The organism is Shewanella sp. NKUCC05_KAH (assembly GCF_019345585.1).
Taxonomy (GTDB): domain Bacteria; phylum Pseudomonadota; class Gammaproteobacteria; order Enterobacterales; family Shewanellaceae; genus Shewanella; species Shewanella oncorhynchi.
This window is the reverse complement of record NZ_JAHKQZ010000001.1, coordinates 379619-401084: the sequence shown is the minus strand read 5'-3', so window position 1 is coordinate 401084 and position 21466 is coordinate 379619. Positions and strand designations below refer to the sequence as shown.

General features: G+C 44.9%; 21 protein-coding genes. 15 read left to right on the top strand and 6 right to left on the bottom strand.

The window, feature by feature from the left end; translation table 11 throughout:
* The first annotated feature begins 202 nt into the window (after positions 1 to 202).
* The 10 genes from sdhC to KO533_RS01655 all read left to right on the top strand — a co-directional run bounded on the left by sdhC (position 203) and on the right by KO533_RS01655 (position 11237).
* The gene (sdhC, locus tag KO533_RS01700; protein WP_012089416.1) at positions 203 to 598 is read left to right on the top strand and encodes a succinate dehydrogenase, cytochrome b556 subunit; all 396 of its coding nucleotides are present in this window, start codon (positions 203 to 205) and stop codon (positions 596 to 598) included.
* The gene (gene sdhD, locus KO533_RS01695; RefSeq protein WP_028759700.1) at positions 592 to 939 is read left to right on the top strand and encodes a succinate dehydrogenase, hydrophobic membrane anchor protein; all 348 of its coding nucleotides are present in this window, start codon (positions 592 to 594) and stop codon (positions 937 to 939) included. The genes sdhC and sdhD overlap by 7 nt, the downstream gene beginning before the upstream one ends.
* A complete protein-coding gene (sdhA, locus tag KO533_RS01690) occupies positions 940 to 2706 on the top strand; it encodes a succinate dehydrogenase flavoprotein subunit (protein WP_105252695.1) in 1767 nt (588 codons plus the stop codon). It abuts the gene before it with no gap.
* An 11-nt stretch (positions 2707 to 2717) separates the two neighbouring features.
* Positions 2718 to 3425: a succinate dehydrogenase iron-sulfur subunit gene (locus tag KO533_RS01685; protein ID WP_028759701.1), complete on the top strand. Its 708-nt coding sequence runs from the start codon at positions 2718 to 2720 to the stop codon at positions 3423 to 3425.
* 214 nt (positions 3426 to 3639) lie between these two features.
* On the top strand, positions 3640 to 6471 hold the full coding sequence (sucA, locus tag KO533_RS01680; protein WP_219252624.1) for a 2-oxoglutarate dehydrogenase E1 component: 2832 nt from the start codon (positions 3640 to 3642) through the stop codon (positions 6469 to 6471).
* A 31-nt stretch (positions 6472 to 6502) separates the two neighbouring features.
* Positions 6503 to 7693 (top strand): 2-oxoglutarate dehydrogenase complex dihydrolipoyllysine-residue succinyltransferase, encoded by a 1191-nt coding sequence (gene odhB, locus KO533_RS01675; protein WP_006081977.1) that lies wholly within the window; start codon positions 6503 to 6505, stop codon positions 7691 to 7693.
* Positions 7694 to 7798: 105 nt separating this feature from the next.
* Positions 7799 to 8965 carry an ADP-forming succinate--CoA ligase subunit beta gene (sucC, locus tag KO533_RS01670; protein WP_006081976.1) on the top strand — a complete coding sequence of 389 codons (1167 nt, stop codon included), beginning with the start codon at positions 7799 to 7801 and terminating at the stop codon, positions 8963 to 8965.
* Entirely contained in the window at positions 8965 to 9837 is an 873-nt protein-coding gene (gene sucD / locus KO533_RS01665) for a succinate--CoA ligase subunit alpha (RefSeq protein WP_028759703.1), read from the top strand. The genes sucC and sucD overlap by 1 nt, the downstream gene beginning before the upstream one ends.
* A 399-nt stretch (positions 9838 to 10236) precedes the next feature.
* Entirely contained in the window at positions 10237 to 10644 is a 408-nt protein-coding gene (rnk, locus tag KO533_RS01660; protein WP_028759704.1) for a nucleoside diphosphate kinase regulator, read from the top strand.
* A gap of 95 nt (positions 10645 to 10739) precedes the next feature.
* Positions 10740 to 11237, top strand: coding sequence for a GNAT family N-acetyltransferase (locus KO533_RS01655; protein ID WP_219252622.1), 498 nt, complete (start codon positions 10740 to 10742; stop codon positions 11235 to 11237).
* A gap of 83 nt (positions 11238 to 11320) precedes the next feature.
* Here KO533_RS01655 and fur read toward each other — a convergent pair whose 3' ends face one another.
* Positions 11321 to 11752 carry a ferric iron uptake transcriptional regulator gene (gene fur, locus KO533_RS01650; RefSeq protein ID WP_028759706.1) on the bottom strand — a complete coding sequence of 144 codons (432 nt, stop codon included), beginning with the start codon at positions 11750 to 11752 and terminating at the stop codon, positions 11321 to 11323.
* Between the two features lie 257 nt (positions 11753 to 12009).
* Here fur and cobB point away from each other — a divergent pair, with 257 nt between their 5' ends.
* From cobB to corA, 4 genes are all read left to right on the top strand, one after another.
* Complete coding sequence (gene cobB, locus KO533_RS01645; protein ID WP_219252620.1) at positions 12010 to 12741, top strand: Sir2 family NAD+-dependent deacetylase; 732 nt, start codon at positions 12010 to 12012, stop codon at positions 12739 to 12741.
* On the top strand, positions 12738 to 13187 hold the full coding sequence (locus tag KO533_RS01640; protein ID WP_198572329.1) for an ATP-binding protein: 450 nt from the start codon (positions 12738 to 12740) through the stop codon (positions 13185 to 13187). Before cobB ends, KO533_RS01640 begins: the two co-directional genes overlap by 4 nt.
* A 330-nt stretch (positions 13188 to 13517) precedes the next feature.
* Positions 13518 to 13889 (top strand): hypothetical protein, encoded by a 372-nt coding sequence (locus KO533_RS01635; protein WP_219252618.1) that lies wholly within the window; start codon positions 13518 to 13520, stop codon positions 13887 to 13889.
* A gap of 127 nt (positions 13890 to 14016) precedes the next feature.
* Positions 14017 to 14964, top strand: coding sequence for a magnesium/cobalt transporter CorA (gene corA / locus KO533_RS01630; RefSeq protein ID WP_105252689.1), 948 nt, complete (start codon positions 14017 to 14019; stop codon positions 14962 to 14964).
* A 175-nt stretch (positions 14965 to 15139) separates the two neighbouring features.
* Here corA and KO533_RS01625 read toward each other — a convergent pair whose 3' ends face one another.
* Positions 15140 to 16402, bottom strand: a complete 1263-nt coding sequence (locus KO533_RS01625) for an HD-GYP domain-containing protein (RefSeq protein WP_028759711.1) — start codon at positions 16400 to 16402, stop codon at positions 15140 to 15142.
* A gap of 118 nt (positions 16403 to 16520) precedes the next feature.
* Between KO533_RS01625 and KO533_RS01620 the strand changes: the two genes are divergently transcribed.
* Complete coding sequence (locus KO533_RS01620; protein WP_219252617.1) at positions 16521 to 17216, top strand: 2OG-Fe(II) oxygenase; 696 nt, start codon at positions 16521 to 16523, stop codon at positions 17214 to 17216.
* A 15-nt stretch (positions 17217 to 17231) separates the two neighbouring features.
* Here KO533_RS01620 and KO533_RS01615 read toward each other — a convergent pair whose 3' ends face one another.
* From KO533_RS01615 to KO533_RS01600, 4 genes are all read right to left on the bottom strand, one after another.
* The gene (locus KO533_RS01615; protein ID WP_028759713.1) at positions 17232 to 18581 is read right to left on the bottom strand and encodes a sensor histidine kinase; all 1350 of its coding nucleotides are present in this window, start codon (positions 18579 to 18581) and stop codon (positions 17232 to 17234) included.
* On the bottom strand, positions 18572 to 19246 hold the full coding sequence (locus tag KO533_RS01610) for a response regulator (protein WP_028759714.1): 675 nt from the start codon (positions 19244 to 19246) through the stop codon (positions 18572 to 18574). Before KO533_RS01610 ends, KO533_RS01615 begins: the two co-directional genes overlap by 10 nt.
* A gap of 182 nt (positions 19247 to 19428) precedes the next feature.
* Positions 19429 to 19788, bottom strand: coding sequence for a hypothetical protein (locus KO533_RS01605; protein WP_028759715.1), 360 nt, complete (start codon positions 19786 to 19788; stop codon positions 19429 to 19431).
* Between the two features lie 172 nt (positions 19789 to 19960).
* On the bottom strand, positions 19961 to 21283 hold the full coding sequence (locus tag KO533_RS01600) for a dicarboxylate/amino acid:cation symporter (protein ID WP_219252615.1): 1323 nt from the start codon (positions 21281 to 21283) through the stop codon (positions 19961 to 19963).
* Positions 21284 to 21466 lie beyond the last annotated feature (183 nt).

The following is a 21466-nucleotide window of genomic DNA, read 5'->3' as shown; positions in this document are numbered from 1 at the left end:
CATTTGCCGCGAGTATACTTGCCTCGCCCAATAAGGGCCGCAAACAACGATTATAAAGCACCCTTTGTTTACATGTTAAATGAGTGCGTGCTCAGATAGTTAACTGTTTGTTTAAACTTTGCTTTTGTGTTTACTTTTGCAGTGATCAACATCCTGTTTAAAGTTTGTACAAAAGCGGTTCACATAACAAAAAAAATGCTCAATGGAGCTGAGTGAGCAGAACGTGAAAAAGCAAAGACCTGTCCATTTAGATCTGCAGACCATTCGCTTTCCTGCAACAGCGATTGTGTCAATTCTTCACCGTGTTTCCGGTGTCATCATGCTGTTCGCAGTTGGCATTCTCATTTGGTTGCTAAATTCATCTTTAGCATCAGCTGAAAGTTTCGCTGGCGTACAGTCTCTATTCGATAACTTCGTGATGAAGTTTATCCTGTGGGGCATTATGACTGCACTGGCCTATCACTTGTTTGGTGGCCTGCGCCACTTAGTAATGGATACCGGTCGTTGGGAAGAATTGTCATCGGGTGCCGCATCAGCGAAAGCTGTATTTGCCTTAACGGTAGCCTTTTCAATCATAGCGGGGATCTGGGTATGGTAACCAATGCAGCAAGTTTTGGACGCAGTGGTGTTCATGACTATATTCTACTACGCGCTAGTGCAGTGATCCTCGCCTGTTACACCATTTTCTTGGTTGGCTTTATTGCATGTAGTTCCCCTCTCACCTACGACGTCTGGCATGGCCTATTTAGTGCTCTGCCAATGAAAGTGTTTACACTTCTGACGCTGGTAGCCTTATTAGTACATGCTTGGATTGGTGTATGGCAAGTGCTGACAGATTACGTTAAGTGCACGTCGTTACGTGGTGTTTTACAGTTCACCTTTGTCGTTACCGTATTTTGTTATTTAGCGGCCGGCATTGTTATTGTGTGGGGTGTCTAAGTGAGTATTCCAGTACGCGAATTTGATGCTGTAGTGATCGGTGCCGGTGGCGCTGGTATGCGTGCAGCGCTGCAGATTTCCAAAGAAGGTAAAAGCTGTGCGCTTTTATCAAAAGTATTCCCAACCCGTTCTCATACCGTATCTGCGCAGGGTGGTATCACTGTTGCGTTAGGTAACGCCCATGAAGATCATTGGGAACAACACATGTACGATACCGTGAAAGGTTCCGATTTTATCGGTGACCAAGAAGCGATCGAGTTCATGTGTAAAACCGGTCCTGAAGCCGTGATTGAACTTGAGCAAATGGGTTTGCCTTTCTCTCGTTTCGAAAATGGTACGATTTACCAACGTCCATTTGGTGGTCAATCTAAGAACTTTGGTGGCGAGCAGGCTGCGCGTACTGCGGCAGCTGCCGACCGTACTGGTCATGCTTTGCTTCACTGTTTATACCAACAAAACGTTAAGCATAAGACGCAAGTCTTCTCAGAATGGTATGCATTAGATCTCGTTAAAAACGATGATGGCGCCGTTGTGGGTTGTACTGCGATTGAAATTGAAACGGGCGATATCGTTTATTTCAAAGCTAAAGCAACGATTCTTGCGACCGGTGGTGCAGGGCGTATTTACGCTTCGACGACTAACGCGCATATCAACACCGGTGACGGCGTTGGTATGGCAATGCGTGCTGGCGTGCAAATGCAAGACATGGAAATGTGGCAATTCCACCCAACCGGCATCGCCGGCGCGGGTGTACTTGTGACTGAAGGTTGTCGTGGTGAAGGCGGTTATCTGCTGAACAAAGACGGCGAGCGTTTCATGGAGCGTTATGCCCCTAACGCGAAAGATTTGGCATCACGTGACGTGGTAGCACGTTCAATGATGACTGAAATCCGCGAAGGTCGTGGTTTAGACGGTCCATTAGGCCCACACTGTTTACTGAAGCTTGATCACTTAGGTAAAGAAACATTAGAAGCACGTTTACCAGGCGTGTGTGAATTGTCTCGTACTTTTGCCCATATCGATCCAGCCGATGGTCCAATTCCAGTACTACCAACGTGTCATTATATGATGGGCGGTCTACCAACTAAGGTCAGTGGTCAAGTTATTCGTAAGAATGAAGACGGCACTGAACAAGATGTTATTGGTCTGTTCGCTGTGGGTGAGATTGCCTGTGTATCTGTACATGGTGCAAACCGTTTAGGTGGTAACTCACTGCTTGATTTAGTGGTCTTTGGCCGCGCAGCGGGTCAGCATTTAGGTAAAGCTTTGGATGAGACTGACGATCCAAAAGACGCAAGTGATGCGGATATTGCTGCCTCTCTGGCGCGTCTGAATCGTTGGGAAAGCAACAAAGATGGCGAAGATCCAGCGCAAATCCGTAAGGATCTGCAACTGTGTATGCAATTAAACTTCTCTGTATTCCGTCGTGGCGATGCTATGGCTGAAGGGTTAGAGCAGTTGAAAGTGATTCGTGAACGTCTTGCAAATGCTAAATTGTCTGATAACTCTCGTGAATTCAATACTCAACGTATTGAATGTTTAGAGTTAGATAACTTGATGGCAACGGCAATCGCCACGGCTTATGCGGCTAACTTCCGTACCGAAAGTCGCGGTGCTCACTCACGTGAAGATTATTTAGAGCGTGATGATGAGAACTGGTTATGCCACAGCTTATTTGACCCAATCACTGAAACGATGGATCGTCGTGCAGTGAACATGGCACCTAAGTTACGTGAAGCATTCCCGCCGAAGAAACGTACCTACTAGGAGTTGCAAAGATGAAATTGACATTTGCAGTTTATCGCTACAATCCTGACGTAGATACTAAACCGTATATGCAGGATTACAGCTTAGAAGTGGCTGAAGGCTCTGACATGATGGTGCTCGATGCACTGATCAAGTTGAAAGAGCAAGATCCGACTTTGTCATTCCGTCGCTCATGCCGTGAAGGCGTGTGTGGTTCAGACGGCGTGAACATGAATGGTAAGAATGGTCTGGCGTGTATTACCCCAATTTCAACCTTTAAAGGTAAGAAATTAGAAATACGTCCATTACCAGGTATGCCAGTTGTTCGTGACTTAGTTGTTGATTTAACTCAGTTCTATAAGCAGTATGAGAAGATCAAGCCTTACCTCATCAATGATGAGAAACAACCTGCTCGTGAACACTTACAATCCCCTGAAGAGCGTGCTCATTTAGATGGTTTGTACGAATGTATCATGTGTGCCTGTTGTTCTACGGCTTGCCCATCATTCTGGTGGAATCCTGATAAGTTTATCGGTCCAAGCGGTCTGCTTCACGCATATCGTTTCTTGATCGACAGTCGCGATACAGCTACAGAAGAACGTTTATCTGAGCTGGACGACGCCTATAGCGTGTTCCGTTGCCATGGCATCATGAACTGCGTTGACGTTTGTCCAAAAGGTCTTAATCCGACTAAAGCAATTGGTCATATTAAGTCCATGCTGTTGAAGCGAGCAGTGTAATGCGAGAACCCGAGCTGAAACCAATAATAATATAGCTCTTGAAGAGTCACTTTCTGGTAGCAGAAGGTGACTCTTTTGCGTATGTAATGGAAGACAACGCGCCGTATATCTGGACATCTAGGGGCGGCAGAAATTATGCGTCGAAGGTAATCTCTACAGACTGCATATTTAATACTATGGCTAAGCACGTGTATAAAGTTTGAAAGGAATAGAAATGCACCAAGGCATCATGAAAGCCTGGCTCGAATCATCTCACTTAAGTGGTGCAAATTCGACCTACGTAGAAGAGATGTATGAAGCCTATCAAGAAGACCCACAGTCAGTCGCTGATGATTGGCGTGCGGTATTTGATAATCTCCCTCCTGTGAACGGTGCCTCTGTTGATGCGCCTGAAGCTGCTCACTCAAAAGTACGTGATTATTTTCGCAGTTTAGCGTTAGAAGGACGCCATAAGAGCTCTGCTCGTGTGACGGATCCTGAAATGGATGCTAAACAAGTTAAAGTCCTGCAATTAATTAACGCCCATCGTTTCCGTGGTCACCAAGGTGCTAATCTTGATCCCCTCGAATTGTGGAAACGTGAACCCGTAGCTGATTTAGATCCTGCCTTCCACGGCTTGACTAAAGAAGACATGGAACGTGAGTTTAATACAGGTTCTTTTGCTCATGGTGGCGAAACCATGAAGCTCGCGGATTTGGTAAAAGCGCTGAAAGCCACCTACTGTGGTTCTATCGGTGCTGAATATATGCACATTACCGATACCGATGAGAAACGCTGGATCCAACAACGTCTCGAACCTTCCTTAGGTAAAGCTAACTACGATAAAAGTGTTAAGACACGCATTCTTGAAGGCCTTAACGCCGCAGAAGGTATTGAAAAATACTTAGGTGCTAAATTCCCTGGTGCGAAACGTTTCTCGTTAGAAGGCGGTGATGCGTTAGTGCCTATGATGCGCGAAATTATTTATCGTGCAGGTGAAGCCGGTACTAAAGAAATCGTCGTCGGTATGGCTCACCGTGGTCGTCTGAACGTATTAGTGAACGTATTAGGTAAGCGTCCAGCTGAACTGTTTGACGAGTTCGCGGGTAAGCATGCTGATACCCACGGTTCTGGTGACGTTAAGTACCACCAAGGTTTCTCCTCTGATTTTGAAACGCCGGGCGGCAATGTGCATTTAGCACTGGCCTTTAACCCATCGCACCTTGAAATCGTTAACCCTGTGGTGATTGGCTCTGTACGTGCCCGTCAAGATCGTCGCGGTTGTAAGGATGGCCTACAAGTCATGCCTATTACTATCCACGGTGACTCTGCAATTGCAGGTCAAGGGATAGTACAAGAGACATTCAACATGTCTCAAACCCGTGGCTTTAAAGTCGGCGGCAGTATTCGCATCGTAGTGAACAACCAAGTGGGTTTCACGACGTCTAACCATGCGGACACTCGTTCGACGGAATACTGTACTGACATCGCTAAGATGGTTCAGGCACCGATTTTCCACGTTAACTCTGATGATCCCGAAGCCGTTGCTTTTGTGTCGCAGTTAGCCGTTGATTATCGTAACGAGTTCAAACGTGATGTGGTGGTTGAATTAGTGTGTTATCGCCGTCATGGTCATAACGAAGCCGATGAGCCAAGTGCGACTCAGCCGTTGATGTATGCCAAGATCAAGAAACACCCAACGCCACGTAAGATTTATGCAGACAAGCTAATCGCTGAAAACGTGATGGCTGCTGATGATGTGACTGGTCTTATCAATAATTACCGTGATGCATTAGATCAAGGTGATTGTGTGGTTAAAGAATGGCGCCCAATGACGCTGCATTCTGTTGATTGGACACCGTATATCGGTCGTGAGTGGGACGAAGCGTATCAAGCCTCTATGTCGGCTGAGCGTTTACAAAGTCTGGCTGACAAACTGAGCTATGTACCTGAAAGTCATCCGTTGCAATCACGTGTTGCTAAGATTTATAGCGACCGTTTAGCGATGGCAAAAGGCGAGAAGCCACTCGATTGGGGTTTTGCAGAAACGCTGGCTTATGCCTCAATTCTGGAAGACAACAAGCGTGTACGTATTACAGGTCAGGATTCTGGCCGCGGTACTTTCTTCCATCGTCATGCTGTATTGCACAATCAAAACGATGGCACGACTTACATGCCACTGCGCAATATTGCTGATGAACAAGGCCCAATTGATATTACTGACTCAGTATTATCAGAAGCCTCAGTACTGGCGTTTGAGTATGGTTATGCCACAGCAGAACCCGGTGGATTGACTATTTGGGAAGCGCAGTTTGGTGACTTTGCTAACTGTGCCCAAGTGGTAATCGATCAGTTCTTGTCATCGGGTGAGCAGAAGTGGGGCCGCTTATGTGGTCTGACTATGCTGTTACCCCATGGCTATGAAGGTCAAGGCCCTGAGCATTCAAGCGCCCGTTTAGAGCGTTTCTTGCAGATGTGTGCTAACCACAATATGCAAGTGTGTGTGCCTTCAACACCTGCACAGGTCTATCATATGTTGCGCCGCCAAGTGGTGCGTCCTATGCGTCGACCACTTATCGTTATGTCGCCTAAGTCATTACTACGTCATCCATTAGCGGTTTCAAGCTTGGAAGAATTAGCCAATGGCAGTTTCCAAAATGTGATCGGTGAAATCGATACCTTGGAAGCAAGCAAGGTTGACCGAGTTGTCTTCTGCAGTGGTAAGGTTTACTTCGAACTGCTGGAAAAACGTCGTAGAGAAAATATCACTAACGTAGCGTTAATCCGTGTCGAACAGTTATATCCGTTCCCACATGATGAAATGATCGTTGCTTTGGCTGATTACCAACATGTGAAAGATTTTGTTTGGTGTCAGGAAGAGCCACAGAACCAAGGTGCTTGGTACTCTAGTCAACACCATTTCTGGGCCGCGGTTCCTGCAGGTGCACAGTTAACTTATGCTGGTCGTGAAGCGTCAGCTGCACCAGCGTGTGGTTACCCTGAGTTGCACACACATCAGCAAGAATCTTTAGTGAACAGTGCCCTGAAACTTACAATCACACTGTAGTAATAGACATTTTATAAAAGGATAGTTTTTCATGAGTATCGAAATCAAGGTACCCGTACTACCAGAATCTGTTGCCGATGCCACGATTGCCACTTGGCATGTGAAAGTGGGCGAGCAAGTTTCTCGTGATCAAAACCTGGTTGATATTGAAACCGATAAAGTGGTTCTTGAAGTGGTTGCGCCAGAAGATGGCCACATTGGCGAGTTTTTATTTGAAGAAGGCGCCACTGTTCTGGGTGAACAAGTGATCGCTAAATTCATCGCCGGTGCTGTATCGGGCAAAGAAGTCACTAAAGCGCAAGCTGAAGCGGCAACGCCAGCAGCTGAAACCAGCGATGAAAGCAGTGATGCGTTAAGCCCATCTGTACGCCGTTTACTGGCTGAGCACAATGTTGATGCCAGCAAAGTAAAAGGCACTGGTGTGGGTGGTCGTATTACGAAAGAAGACGTTGAAGCTTTTGTTAAGTCTGCGCCTAAAGCAGCGGCGCCAGCAGCACCTGCTGTAGCTCCGTTAGCGGCTGGCCGTAGCGAGAAGCGCGTGCCAATGACACGTCTGCGTAAGACAATCGCAAACCGCTTGTTAGAAGCGAAAAACTCTACCGCTATGCTCACGACGTTTAACGAAGTGAACATGAAGCCCATCATGGATATCCGTAAGCAATACCAAGATATCTTTGAAAAGCGCCACGGTATCCGTTTAGGCTTTATGTCTTTCTACATCAAAGCCGTGACTGAAGCGCTGAAACGTTTCCCAGAAGTCAACGCGTCTATTGATGGCGATGATATCGTCTATCACAACTACTTCGACATCAGCATCGCAGTATCAACACCACGTGGTCTGGTAACACCAGTGTTACGTGACACTGATACCATGAACTTAGCTGAAATCGAAAAAGCCGTTCGTGACTTAGCCCTTAAAGGCCGTGACGGTAAGCTGACTGTGGCTGACATGACTGGCGGTAACTTCACTGTGACTAACGGTGGTGTTTTCGGTTCACTGATGTCTACACCGATCCTTAACCTGCCACAAAGTGCGATTTTAGGCATGCATGCCATTAAAGATCGCCCAATGGCAGTCAATGGTCAGGTTGAAATCCTGCCCATGATGTACCTAGCACTCTCATATGACCATCGTATTGTTGATGGCCGTGAGTCTGTTGGTTTCTTGGTTGCGATTAAAGACTTCCTAGAAGACCCAACTCGTCTGCTGCTTGATCTGTAACACAACTCTATAAGAGATTGCGCTTAAAGAAATAGCCAGACATACCCTCGTGACTGGCCCAAACGGGCCAGTTGGATTTGATTAGAAGTATACGGATAGATCATCATGAATTTGCATGAGTATCAGGCAAAATCCTTATTTGCCGAATATGGTTTACCAGTGTCAGAAGGTTTTGCATGTGATACAGCCCAAGAAGCTGTAGAAGCGGCAGGCCATATTGGCGGAAATTTATGGGTTGTTAAGTGTCAAGTACACGCAGGCGGCCGCGGTAAAGCAGGTGGCGTTAAAGTCACTGGCGATAAAGAAGAAATCAGAGCCTTTGCCGAACACTGGTTAGGCAAAAATCTGGTGACTTATCAAACTGATGAGAAAGGCCAGCCAGTTGCTAAAATTTTAGTAGAAAGCTGTACCGACATCGCTAACGAACTGTACTTAGGTGCCGTTGTTGACCGCGCGACTCGTCGTGTTGTGTTCATGGCGTCGACTGAAGGTGGTGTTGAAATTGAGAAAGTGGCAGAAGAAACGCCAGAACTCATCCACACTGCAATCATAGATCCTTTAACTGGCCCACAAGGTTATCAAGCACGTGATCTTGGCTTCAAGTTAGGTTTAAACCCAACTCAAATGAAGCAGTTCACTAAGATTTTCATGGGTCTGGCGACTATGTTCGTTGATCATGATTTCGCATTGCTTGAAATCAACCCACTGGTTATTACCACTGAAGGCAACCTACACTGCCTAGACGGTAAAATCGGTATCGACGGTAACGCACTTTACCGTCAACCAAAAATCAAAGGCATGCACGATCCATCACAGGATGATGCCCGCGAAGCTCACGCTGCTAAGTTCGAGCTGAACTACGTTGCATTAGACGGTAACGTTGGCTGTATGGTGAACGGTGCTGGTCTTGCGATGGGTACTATGGATATCGTTAACTTGCACGGTGGCAAGCCAGCGAACTTCTTAGACGTAGGCGGCGGCGCGACGAAAGAACGTGTAGCTGAAGCATTCAAAATCATTCTGTCTGACAGCAATGTGAAAGCGGTTCTGGTTAACATTTTCGGCGGTATCGTACGTTGTGACATGATCGCAGAAGGTATTATCGGCGCTGTTAAAGAAGTGGGCGTTAAAGTACCGGTTGTGGTTCGTTTAGAAGGTACTAACGCTGAACTTGGCCGTGAAGTATTAGCTAAATCAGGTCTAGATATCATTGCAGCTACCAGTCTAACTGACGCGGCTGAGCAAGTAGTTAAAGCTGCGGAGGGCAAATAATGTCTGTCTTAATCAATAAAGATACCAAGGTAATTTGCCAAGGTTTCACTGGCGGTCAAGGTACATTCCACTCACAACAAGCTATCGATTATGGTACGCAAATGGTGGGCGGTGTGTCTCCTGGTAAAGGTGGTCAAACTCACTTAGGTCTTCCAGTGTTCAACACTGTGAAAGACGCTGTGGCTGCGACTGGCGCAACTGCTTCTGTGATCTATGTACCGGCTCCTTTCTGTAAAGATGCCATTCTTGAAGCTATCGACGGTGGCATCGAGCTTATCGTTTGTATCACTGAAGGCATTCCTACACTGGACATGCTGCAAGTTAAAGTGAAGCTTGAAGAAACTGGCGTTCGCATGATCGGCCCTAACTGCCCAGGTGTGATCACCCCAGGTGAATGTAAGATCGGCATTATGCCAGGTCACATCCACTTAAAAGGCAAAGTGGGCATCGTTTCTCGTTCAGGTACTCTGACCTATGAAGCCGTTAAGCAAACGACGGATGAAGGTTTCGGCCAATCTACTTGCGTAGGTATTGGTGGTGACCCAATTCCAGGTACTAGCTTCATTGATGTACTGGAAATGTTCCAAAACGATCCACAGACTGAAGCGATCGTTATGATCGGTGAAATCGGTGGTAACGCTGAGGAAGATGCGGCGGCTTTCATTAAAGCACACGTGACTAAGCCTGTTGTGTCTTATATTGCGGGTGTCACTGCACCTGCTGGTAAGCGTATGGGCCATGCTGGCGCGATTATCGCTGGCGGTAAAGGTACTGCAGAAGACAAATTTGCTGCATTAGAAGCAGCGGGCGTGACAACTGTCCGCTCGCTTGCTGATATCGGCAAAGCGCTGCGTATTCGTACAGGTTGGTAAGCTAACCTTTCGAATATAAAAGGCGCCTAAGGCGCCTTTTTTATTGGCTGTAATTTCGGCAGCGAATCGCAGTAAATGACAGGAATGAGATTGAGCTAACACCATGAAGACTAGATATTTTTTCTTCTACGGGTTAGATTGATGCTTCTCTACTACGCGCTCGTCTGTGTCATTGGCGAGGATAATGTGAGTAGAGCCATTAACCATGAGCTAAGTGCTTATGGCTTCAGTGCTGTTCTGCAAAAAATCTTGAACTCAAATTTATTTAACACGGTTGCAGTCTATCGTTGCGAGCGTATTTGTTTTATGGGGCTTATCGCATTGGGGGAGGGTAAGCAACAGAGTCGATGTTAGCCACAGTAACGGCTTAAACATCACATTTTTTACGAGGGAAAAACTGTGAAAACACCTAAAATCATTATTTCGGAAATTGACTTAGAAAGACTAGAGCGATTATTGGAGTCACTGCCGGCAAATGCGTTTCCGGGCAAAGCGGCATTGGAGGCTGAATTAGACAGAGCCGATATTGTGCCTGCATCACAGGTGCCCGCGAATGTGGTGACCATGAATTCAGAAGTGAAGTTTAGCGTTTCATCCAGTAATGAGACTTTCTGTTTACGTTTAGTGTATCCAAAAGACGTGAACGGCGCAGGGACGATTTCTATTTTGGCGCCGGTGGGCAGCGCATTATTAGGGCTCTCTCAAGGTGATGAAATTGAATGGCCAGGTCCGGGTGGTTCTATGGTAAAAGTGCGTATTGAGGAAATCCTGTATCAGCCTGAACGCAGTGGTGATTTCCACCGTTAAGCTTGAGGTATTGGCGTAGTGTCGTTGACGTTACGCCAGTGCACTTTAAGCGAACCATTGGTTGATTTTTAAGTGCCATTTTTGAAGGAGCAAAGATGATAACCCAAACTGAACGGTTAATTATTCGACCATTTACTGAGCAAGATTGTGAAGCGCTTTATTTGATGAACAGTAATGCCGCGATGCTGAAGTACATTCCCACCGAGGCATTTACAGCTCGCGAGCAGGCGGTTGAGTTGTTTCACAAGGTGATCCAAGTCGATTATCAGCAACATGGTTTTGGTCGTTGGGCGGTAGAGCATAAAGCTGATAAGCGGGTGATTGGTTTTTGTGGTCCGAAATTTATTCCAGAATTCAGCGAAGTCGAACTGGGTTATCGTTATTTCCCTGAGTATTGGGGAACTGGAATTGGTACTGAGGCCGCATTTGCTGCATTAGCCGAATTTAAACGTTTTGGCATTGACCAGACGATTGCACTTATCTTAGCAGGGAATCTCGGTTCTGAAGGCGTGGCTAAGCGTGTGGGCATGCATTGGCGTGAGCAAAATGAGTTTATGGGCCATAAAGTGAATATCTACGCCAAGGTGTTATAGCGGTTTGCCCGTAAACATCATCCAATAAAAAACCAGCCTTAGGCTGGTTTTTTGCTTAATTCTTTATAAACACAATGGCCGACTTAGGCGTCGTTATGCTCACAGGTATCGTTGGTGCAAGTGCCGTACAAATATAAGCTGTGATTAGTCAGCTTAATATTGTGTTTCATGGCAATTTCATCTTGACGACGTTCGATGACTTCATCTGAAAACTCAATCACTTTGCCACACGAGAGGCAAACTAAGTGATCATGATGATGCTGAGTCGATAGTTCGAAAACGGCTTTACCGCTCTCAAAATGATGGCGACTGACAATACCTGCATCATCAAATTGGTTTAACACACGGTAGACGGTGGCTAGACCAATTTCTTCACCGATATCGAGCAGCTTCTTGTACAAATCTTCTGCACTGATATGTTGGTTTTCAGGTCCTTGCATCAGTTCTAGGATCTTGACTCGTGGCAGGGTAATTTTCAAACCCGCTTTTTTTAGCGCTTGATTTCCATCTGTCATTGCTAATCTCTTGATTGCAGAACCAATAGGTTCATCCGTGGATAGTGTTTGCCATTATAGGTGCTCAGGTTGAAAACTTAAACCTTTGTTCTGGCTTTCTAGGGCGATATGCAGATAAATTGTGTCAATAGGCGTTAAATCACAATATTTTGCGGCAATTCAAGCATAGTTTTTGTATGGTTATACCAAGGAATAATATTCACGGCTGCCAAAGTCAGTGAGAATAATTCAAATAAATAAAATAATAAGGAATCGGCATGTACCAGCAAATTGTGGTGTTAACCGGCGCAGGGATCTCTGCTGAGTCGGGTTTACGCACCTTTCGCGATCAAGATGGTCTATGGGAAGAACATCATATTGAAGACGTTGCTACACCAGAAGGGTATGAACGTGATGCTGAATTGGTAGAGCGATTCTACAATAGTCGTTGGTTGCAACTGCACAGTGGCACGGTTGAGCCCAATGCAGCGCATGTGGCCTTGGCAAAGTTGGAAGCGGAGTTTAAAGGTCAATTACTTATCATCACACAAAATATTGATGACCTGCATGAGCGTGCGGGTTCGCGCCGTCTATTGCATATGCACGGTGAATTATCCAAAGGCCGTTGTCCGCGCTCACGTCAGACCTTTATTTTACGTGAGCCCTTTGGTGCCGATAATTGCTGTACTTGTTGTATTCCGGCTCAGCGATTACGTCCCCATGTGGTGTGGTTTGGTGAAATGCCCTTAGGGATGGATCGAATTCACGATGCGCTTGATAACTGTGACTTGTTTATCGCCATTGGCACCTCTGGCACTGTGTATCCTGCCGCGGGCTTTGTGGATACTGCTAACCATCATGGGGCTCAAACAGTAGAAGTGAATATGATGGCACCCGATAGACACAGTCAGTTTCAATATCACCTCACAGGAAAAGCGGGGGAGTTAGTGCCTCAGTTGGTTGATACCATTTTAGCGGGTCGAGTGATTGGCAGTGAGTCGAACACATGAGCGAAAAAGTTGCGATTATAATGCGTGGCTTACCGGGCAGTGGTAAGTCACATTGGGTTGAAACTTACATTCTTTCCCTTCCTTTAGAAAAAGCCATTGGCGTGCGGCAACGTGGCGTATTTTCGACCGATAGTTTTTTCTACCATGAAGATGAATACCGTTTCGATGCCAAGAAATTACCTGAGTTTCATCAATGTAATTTGACGGGGTTTATTCAGGCACTTTCTTCAAGCGAGCCTGTGGTGATTTGTGATAATACCAATCTGTGCCACTGGGAATACATGGCCTATGAAGCGGCGGCAAAAGCCTTAGGTTATCAAGTTAGAATTGTGCTTGTGGGTGAACCAAGCAGTCTGGCTCATCAGCAGGAATGCGCGAAACGCAATCGCCACGGCGTTCCTTTGGCACAAATTCAGCGGATGGCGAAGGTATTTGAAGATTTTTAATTTCAGGTACTTACTTATGTTAAGTGTTGTGATCTGTAGCAATCAATTTTAGGTATAGGTCCCGCAGTGTTTTCGCCCTGTCATAAGTCTGTTGTACTCTGTTTCAACGTTCTGCTTTGTCTATATCTATGTCTATGTGCATGTGTATGGCTCGTACATTCGCCTTATCTATTTGACTGTGCACTTTAAGCTTGATCCCAAAGACAGTTTATCCACATAAGTCTGCGTATAATGCGCTAACTTGTGTGGCATTGAAGGGTCAATGCAAGATTGCTGCTGGCTTGAACGAGACCATTGAGCACAAGCGGACGTATATCAGAGGAAAGAGCCATGCTCATTAAAATTTTACTAACAGTCTTAGTTATTGCTGGCACTTGGTTTTTGCTGGTGAAACGCAAGCGTCAGATTGAACCTCAGGCTGTTAATCTCAGTTCAAAGCGTTTTAGTGAACCGCTGTGGCGTCGATACCTGTTGACGAGTGTGTTTGTGGTGATTGGATTTAGCCTGCTGAGTTACAGTGTTTGGTATTGGCGCGATCAGCATAGAATTGTCACTGTGAGAATTGTGTCACCGAATGCCGACAATAACGGCGAGTATCGTGTGCGCAAAGGGGATATTTCAGACTCGAAAATGGTCACTATCGATGGCATCCATATTCGCTTTTCGACCCAAGAACGGTTGGCAATTATCGAAACCGACTAAGGCATATTTATTTTACTAAATTACCTTGCACGCCTTTTCATTGCCAACTTATGCGGTAAACTAGCGACAATTTTTTAGCCTGCACTTAAGTGGAATCGTTAACTTAAGTTTTTTTTCAGGAGGACAAATGATTACTGCTTATGTCTATGATAATCGTCACCTTACTGTGACAGAGCTCGGCATACTGGACAGTATTCCCGCATCGACCATTTGGTTAGATCTGTATAAACCCGATGATGAGGAGCGAGAGTGGTTAAGTCATTTTTCTGTTGAAGAAGTGCCTGACGAAGAAGATATCAATGAAATTGAGGCCTCAGCACGTTTTTATCAAAACAGTGACGGCTTGCATATTAATTCGTTATTCCCACAGCGTGTCGGCCAAGATGTGCGCGGCGTTAACGTTTCCTTCAACCTTCGTAGCAATTTTTTACTGACAATTCGTGAAGAAGACGTAGGTCTTATCCGTTTGCTGCGTAACTATTTGCGTTTGGGACGGTTAGAAGTATCGACACCGCAGGAATTGTTTCTCGAATTATTTAATCTGAAAGTGGATTATCTATCTGACTTAATTGAAGATGTTTACACTGTACTTGAAAATGTCGGTGAGCAAGTATTTGATAACGATGAACTTGACGATGTATTTAAACTCATCACTCTGCAAGAAGACTCTAATGGTAAAATTCGATTAAGTTTGCTCGATACTCAGCGTTCACTGCGTTATATGCAGCGTTATTATCGTGGCCAGTTATCTGATGAACATTTAAAGGACTTGCGGGAAATGTTGTCGGATATCGAGTCGCTGATGCCCCACAGTCAGTTCATCTTCGATAAGTTAAACTTTCTGCTCGATGCGGCCATGGGTTTCAGTGGTCTGCAACAGAACAAAATCATCAAAATCTTCTCGGTTGCCGCTGTGGTGTTTCTACCACCGACCTTGATTGCCAGTAGTTATGGAATGAACTTTGCCAGCATGCCTGAGCTTGAGTGGCAATACGGTTACCCTATGGCGATTGTGATGATGTTAGCCAGTGCCGCAGGTACTTATTTCTTCTTTAAACGTAAGCATTGGTTATAAGTCTGGCGCTAGCTGTGTTGATTTCTCGAATTAAAAATAAGGGTCGAATGCAATATTCGACCCTTATTGTTATCACTTTTATTTAATCATGTTCATTCAATGAGTGAGACTCGATGACTTTGCTTAAATGAGTGAGTCTCGTTAGACATAATCGTTAAGCCAGTTTCTTCATCAACTACTTACGACTATCGCCGCCAAAGTAGTAACTCACTCGCTCGCGCGGATTTAGATACTCGTGGACTTTTTCAGGAAGCGCCGCAGGTGGTAAGCAGCGCACTATGCTGATCCCTTCAATTTCCAGATCAACGATAGGCGCCTGATCTTTAGGCACTAAGGCATCGTAAACCAATATTTTTGGACATAGCAGTTTAGTTAAGTTAACCGACATCACCATGGCATATTGACCGCTGGATAATTCCACCACACTGCCGGGGGGATAAATGCCCAGCATCTTGATCATCTTGCCAATATACTCTTGATTTAGCTTAGTTTTGTATTGCTTATACAAATGCCCCAGTGCGGCGTAGGGCATTCTGGCTTTGCCCTGTTGGCTTGGGTAACACAAGGAGTCATATTCGTTCACTACCGCAATCAGTTGCGATACCTTATCGAGAGCCTCTTCCTTTAGGCCTTTGGGATAACCACTGCCATCGAGAAACTCGTGGTGATTGGTGATTGCAGGTAAGGCTGCTTGGGGAAAATTATCGGCTAATTTGAGCAGTTCAATCCCAAGTAAAGGATGCTGCTTGATAAAATTAAGCTCTGGTGCTGACCAAGGTGTCGATTTTTTTAGAATTTGTGGTGGGATTTTTAATTTACCCACATCGTGGAACAGGGCACTGAGACCGACCGTTTCGATTTCACTTCTATCCCATTCCATTTCTTTGGCGATCAGCATAGAGAGGATCGCAACATTCAAGGAGTGATAATAAATGCTTTCATCCTGCTTAGCATCACTCATCAAATGCAGCACTAAGTTATCTGAGTTGAGCAGCTGTTCGACTATGGTGTGGACCAAATCTTTGGCGTCATCGACCGCATTTAAGGGGCGATTACGTAGCTTAGAGATGAGGCTGCGCATCATGGCTACTGAGCGGGTAAAATTTTGCTCAGTTTTATTAATGTCACGGCGTAATTTTTTTTGTACTTCGATTTGCTCAGCCTTGTATTGATCCATGTCGTTTTTAAGCACATTGATTTCAGCACTTGGCGGCAATTTGATAGGGTTGACCGCATCAGCATGTATCGGGGCGACGTCGCTGCGTTCTAAATCGACGATGACATGTTCGATGCCCAGATTTTTAATCAACTCGATTTGCGCAGCTTGTTTAATATGAAAGCTACTGAATAAAAAGGGATGATCTTTCCAAGCCACGGGCAAACGCACAAAGTTGCCGACTTGAAGTTGATGGACTGAGACTTTACAGCTTTTTTTCATATTCTTGTTATCGTGAAGCGTAATGTGGGTTATTTTATCTCAATGATGCTGCTTTACAATTACTTAACTAACATGTCAGCATAGTAAGCCTAGAAAGTAGCCACTCCATTGAGGAAGTATGGACTTTATTGAAGTATACCCTAATGCGTTGCCGAATGACTTGTGTGACCGTCTCATTCTGGCATTTGAGCAACATGCTGGCGTTGTTGATGGACAAACGGGCAATGGCGTCGATCTGGAGAAGAAGATCAGCCGCGATTTGACCTTAGATAGTTTCATCGACCTGCAGCCCATCAGAAACGAACTCTTAGGTTATACCTTAAAGGGCGCGATAGATTATTTCACAAAGTATTCAATGGCACTAATGGGTGCGGTTGCTGTGTCAGTGAGTGATGAGCAGGGCCAACCAGTGACGTTAACTCCGACTAATTTTGCGACGCTGGGTGCGCCTAGGGCCGATGGCTTAGTGAAGTATTTGTATCGCAGTGGCAGTATTAATATTCAAAAGTATCAGCAAAATAAAGGCGGTTATCCCCATTGGCATTCGGAGCAATTCCCGCAGAATGGTCACAATGAAGCTCTGCATCGCGTCGTGCTCTATATGTTTTATTTAAATGATGTGGAAGAGGGCGGCGAAACCGAATTTTATTATCAACAGCGTAAAATCTCCCCCAAAAAAGGTACTATGGTGATAGCGCCTGCGGGATTTACTCATTCACATCGAGGAAATAAACCTGTGAGTGGTGACAAATATATTGCCACTTCTTGGATCATGTTTAATCGAGCCGAACAGTTATATGCGGTGATTGCCTGATAGTATCCCAGTTTCTTACACTGGGATACGGATCCTAAAGAGCGCCCCTTCTAAGCGACTTTCTTCAATTTTTAAGCTGCCACCGTAGCTGTGAACGATTTCATCACAGACAGCTAATCCGATCCCTTGCCCTGGGGACTGAGTATCGGCACGCACGCCACGTTGGATAATCTTCTGTCTTAAGCTTTCTTCAACACCAGGGCCATCATCTTCAACAATGAGTTCAAACTCACCTTGTGAGTTAATTTTAGCCGATACATGCACTTGGCTGATACACAGGCGGAAAGCATTTTCCATAAGGTTGCCACAAAGCTCCATTAAGTCACCCTTGTTGCCGGGGAACATCAAAGAGGGGGAGATGTTGGCCGAGAACTGCACTTGTTTTTCTCGATAAATTTTAAACAACATTTGTGCTAATTGATCGACTAAGGGCGCAATAACAGTTTGTTCTTGCTTCAGGCCTTGGCGGCCTAACATGGCCCGTTTTAATTGGTATTTGACCAGCTGATCCATCTGGCTGACTTGTTCCATGATCTTTTCGCTTGCCGATTGTTTACTCAAACTGGCGTCATCTGTAATGGCATGCACGGCGGCTAAGCGGGTTTTAAGACTGTGTGCCAAGTCATTCATAGCATTTTGATAGCGCTGTTGTTGGGCACTCGATTGTTGCAACATCTGGTTGAGTGCTTGCGTTACGCCTTCAAGTTCAACAGGATAGCCCTCAGAAAGTGATTTACTCTTCCCTTGGTTAATTGATTGCAGTTCATTTTGCATCCGTACCAAGGGACGCATGCCCCAATAGGCGGCGCTGACCAATAGAATTAAGGCTAAGGCCAATACCATAGCTAAACGAATATAAGTACGTTTACTGAACTTACTGTATTCTTGCTCCAGTTTGGCGGCATCTTTCATGACGAGGAGGTTGTAATGCACACTGGCAATTTCTACCGCGAGCAAATAGACGAAATATCCTCTGTCGTCAGCCATGGTGAGGTAGTAGGGCGGGGAGTCGTTACGGATTTCGTTAAAACGCTCACAGGTATCAAATAAGCCACGATCTACTGCGAGGGATGAGGTCCAAACCTGCTTAAATTTGTCATCGCAGCTCGCTATTACATAACGCTCTTGTTTATTATTTTCTTCCAGCCAAGCACTGGTATCGGGGATAAGATCGTGCTCCCGTAATTCGGCGGCGACTTGGGGGATTTCAGCAATGAGTTGGGCAGTTTCTTCGTTATAACTATTTTGCGCATGCAGAATATTAACCATCCATGCGAGACCAAAACCCACTAAGGTAATAATTGATAGTGAGGTGAGAAACATCCGTGTCAGCAGACGTTTCTTGAATTTTAATCTTAATTGCATGGCAGGTTAAATTTATATCCTTGGCCGCGGATGGTCACTATGGGGTTATCTATACCATCGCGGGTCAGTTTTTTACGCAGGCGGCTGACCATGACTTCAATCGTATTGGGATCGCCTTCCTTATCACCATAAATCACATCGAGTAAACGTTGCTTGGCGACAACCTCATGACAATGGCGCATCAAATATTCGAGGATTAAATATTCAAAGGCAGTGACTTCCATGACTTCGTCACCCAGAGTGACTTGTTTTGCGGCGAGATCGAGTTTCAATTCTCCACTGCAAATCACGGGTTTAACAAAACCTGCGCTACGGCGCACTAAGGCATCAAGCCTTGCAACAAGCTCTTCTTTTTGAAAGGGTTTCACTAAGTAGTCATCGGCTCCGGCGTTTAGGCCTTCAACTTTATCCTGCCAATTAACTCGTGCCGTGAGAATTAATATTGGTGCTTTAAGACCCGCTTCACGGAGCTGTTGAATTAAGCTAATACCATCTTGATCGGGTAGCCCTAAATCGACAATGGCGACATCGATGGGATAATTAGTGGCTTGATAAAAACCTTCTTTGGCAGTCAGTGCCACTTGAACTTGATTGCCGAGATCGCTTAATTGCACTTTTAAGTGGTGGGATAAAATAGGATCGTCTTCAACAACCAAAATTCTCATAATATAATGCCTTAAAGTGTATGAGCTAAGCTTTAGCAAACTAGTCTACGCAAAATCACACTGATAACCAAATAGAGGATCAGCATATCTTAGTTGAACTTAACCTTTGCTGACCGAGTTGAGCTTGTGGTCAAAATAAGTACTAATTAATTGTTGAATAAGAAGGTTTTGCCGTTAAAGTGTTAGCGTATCGGGGAATTTCCCCAAGGCGATTTTTGTTTTCTGATCCGCAAAATGCCGTTGCCACACATAATCGCGCCTAAGGTAAATAACATCACCGCCATCATGATAAAAGACAATCTCAACCAAGGCATTTCTTGCGCTAATCGCAGATGTACCGCTTCGATGGTTGTGACGCCCCAGACGGCAAAGACACTTATAAATAATAAAATTTGTAATAAACGAAGTAAGTAAACTGAGTTAAAAAATAAGACCAAAGGCGCAAGTGCAAAAGGAATGGCAAAGTTAATTTGTTCGTAACGTACAAAGTGGGCACTCAATAGCCAGCATGCAATCAGGATCCAAAGACTTCTCCACCACATTTATACCCCCTCCCATTAAACGTATTAAAATAGTAAACATAATGTATCTAAAAACAAACTTCCGTACTATTGGCGCGTTCACATTTTGCTAACAATAGACATGTTAACTGTATTGCGTTCAAACAAAAACGCCCAACACTGAAGCTGGGCGTCATTTTGGTCTTTGTGAGGTTTAGTTCGATTTATCTAAATGATGAACTTGCTCATCAAAACTTCTAGCAACTTTACCCGCTTGAGTGTTGTTAAACACTTGCTCGTTAAATTCGCCCTCTGATTTAGCAATAATTACAGTTGCTACGCAATCACCAGTGACGTTTACAGCAGTACGTACCATGTCGAGTAAGCGATCGACACCGATAATCAGGGCAATCCCTTCCACTGGTAAGCCAACTTGATTTAACACCATGGCCAGCATGATAAGTCCGACACCTGGAACACCCGCGGTACCAATTGATGCTAACGTGGCTGTCACAACAACAACGGCATAATCGGTTAGTGAGAGCTCAATGCCAAAAACCTGCGCAATAAACACAGTGGCAACGCCTTGCATGATTGCTGTGCCATCCATATTAATGGTAGCGCCTAACGGTAGCGTAAAAGCGGCGATTTTATTATCGACACCTAATCTATGTTCAGACGCTTCTATGGTAATGGGTAAAGTGGCATTTGAACTGGCGGTTGAAAAAGCAAACAACTGCACATCGCGCATTTTACGAATAAATATTAAGGGATTGAGGCCTGAGAAAAGTTTTAGAAGTGTAGGGTAAACAACAAACGCATGGATCAGTAATACACCTAAGACCACGAAGAAATATTGAACCACACTACCAAAGGTCTCTAAACCGAGTGTTAATGCAAGTTTTGCCATCAGCGCAAACACACCATAAGGCGCGAGTTGCATGATCAGTGTCACGACACGCATGATGACTTCATTTAAATCTTCAAACAACGCCGCAATACGTTTGCCGCGCTCACCAATATGGGCAATAGCAAAGCCAAAAATGACCGCAAAAATAATAATTTGCAGCATATTACCTTCGCTCAATGCCTGCATCGGATTGGTAGGCACTATGTTTATCAGCACATCAGCAAGACTTGGGGCTTCTTTTGCGACGTACTCCATTTTTTCTGACGCCAGTGAGGCGTTTCCAGGATGTATTAGGGCTGCGCTGACAATCGCAATCACTAAAGCAATGGCGGTCGTGAATAAATAGAAGGCGAGGGTTTTCCCCCCTAAGCGGCCTAATTTTGAAGGTTCACTCAGTGAGCAAGTTCCGCAAACTAATGAAATAAAGACTAAAGGAACGACTAACATTTTTAAGCTGGAGATGAAGATAGTACCGATAACATGCAAGAAACCTTCGGTTATATAATCTTTTACTATATCGCTTTCTGGAAAGGCATTACGAAGAAAGAGGCCTAAAGCAATACCTGTTCCCATACCGATCAGAATTTTACTTGTAAGGCCGAGTTTATTTTTTATAGAAATTGCCATAGAGAGTCCTGTGTGTTTTTTATACATTCTATTTTTTGGCGCTCACAAGACTAGCAAGAAAACTGCGAAGATGAAATGGCAAATAGCGTTAAAATATTTGTGTTATTTGTGAAATAAAATAAGATAGTTATGGGAAAGTTGCGTGAAAATTGTGTAATGTTAGCCTATAAGTAATAAGCGTCT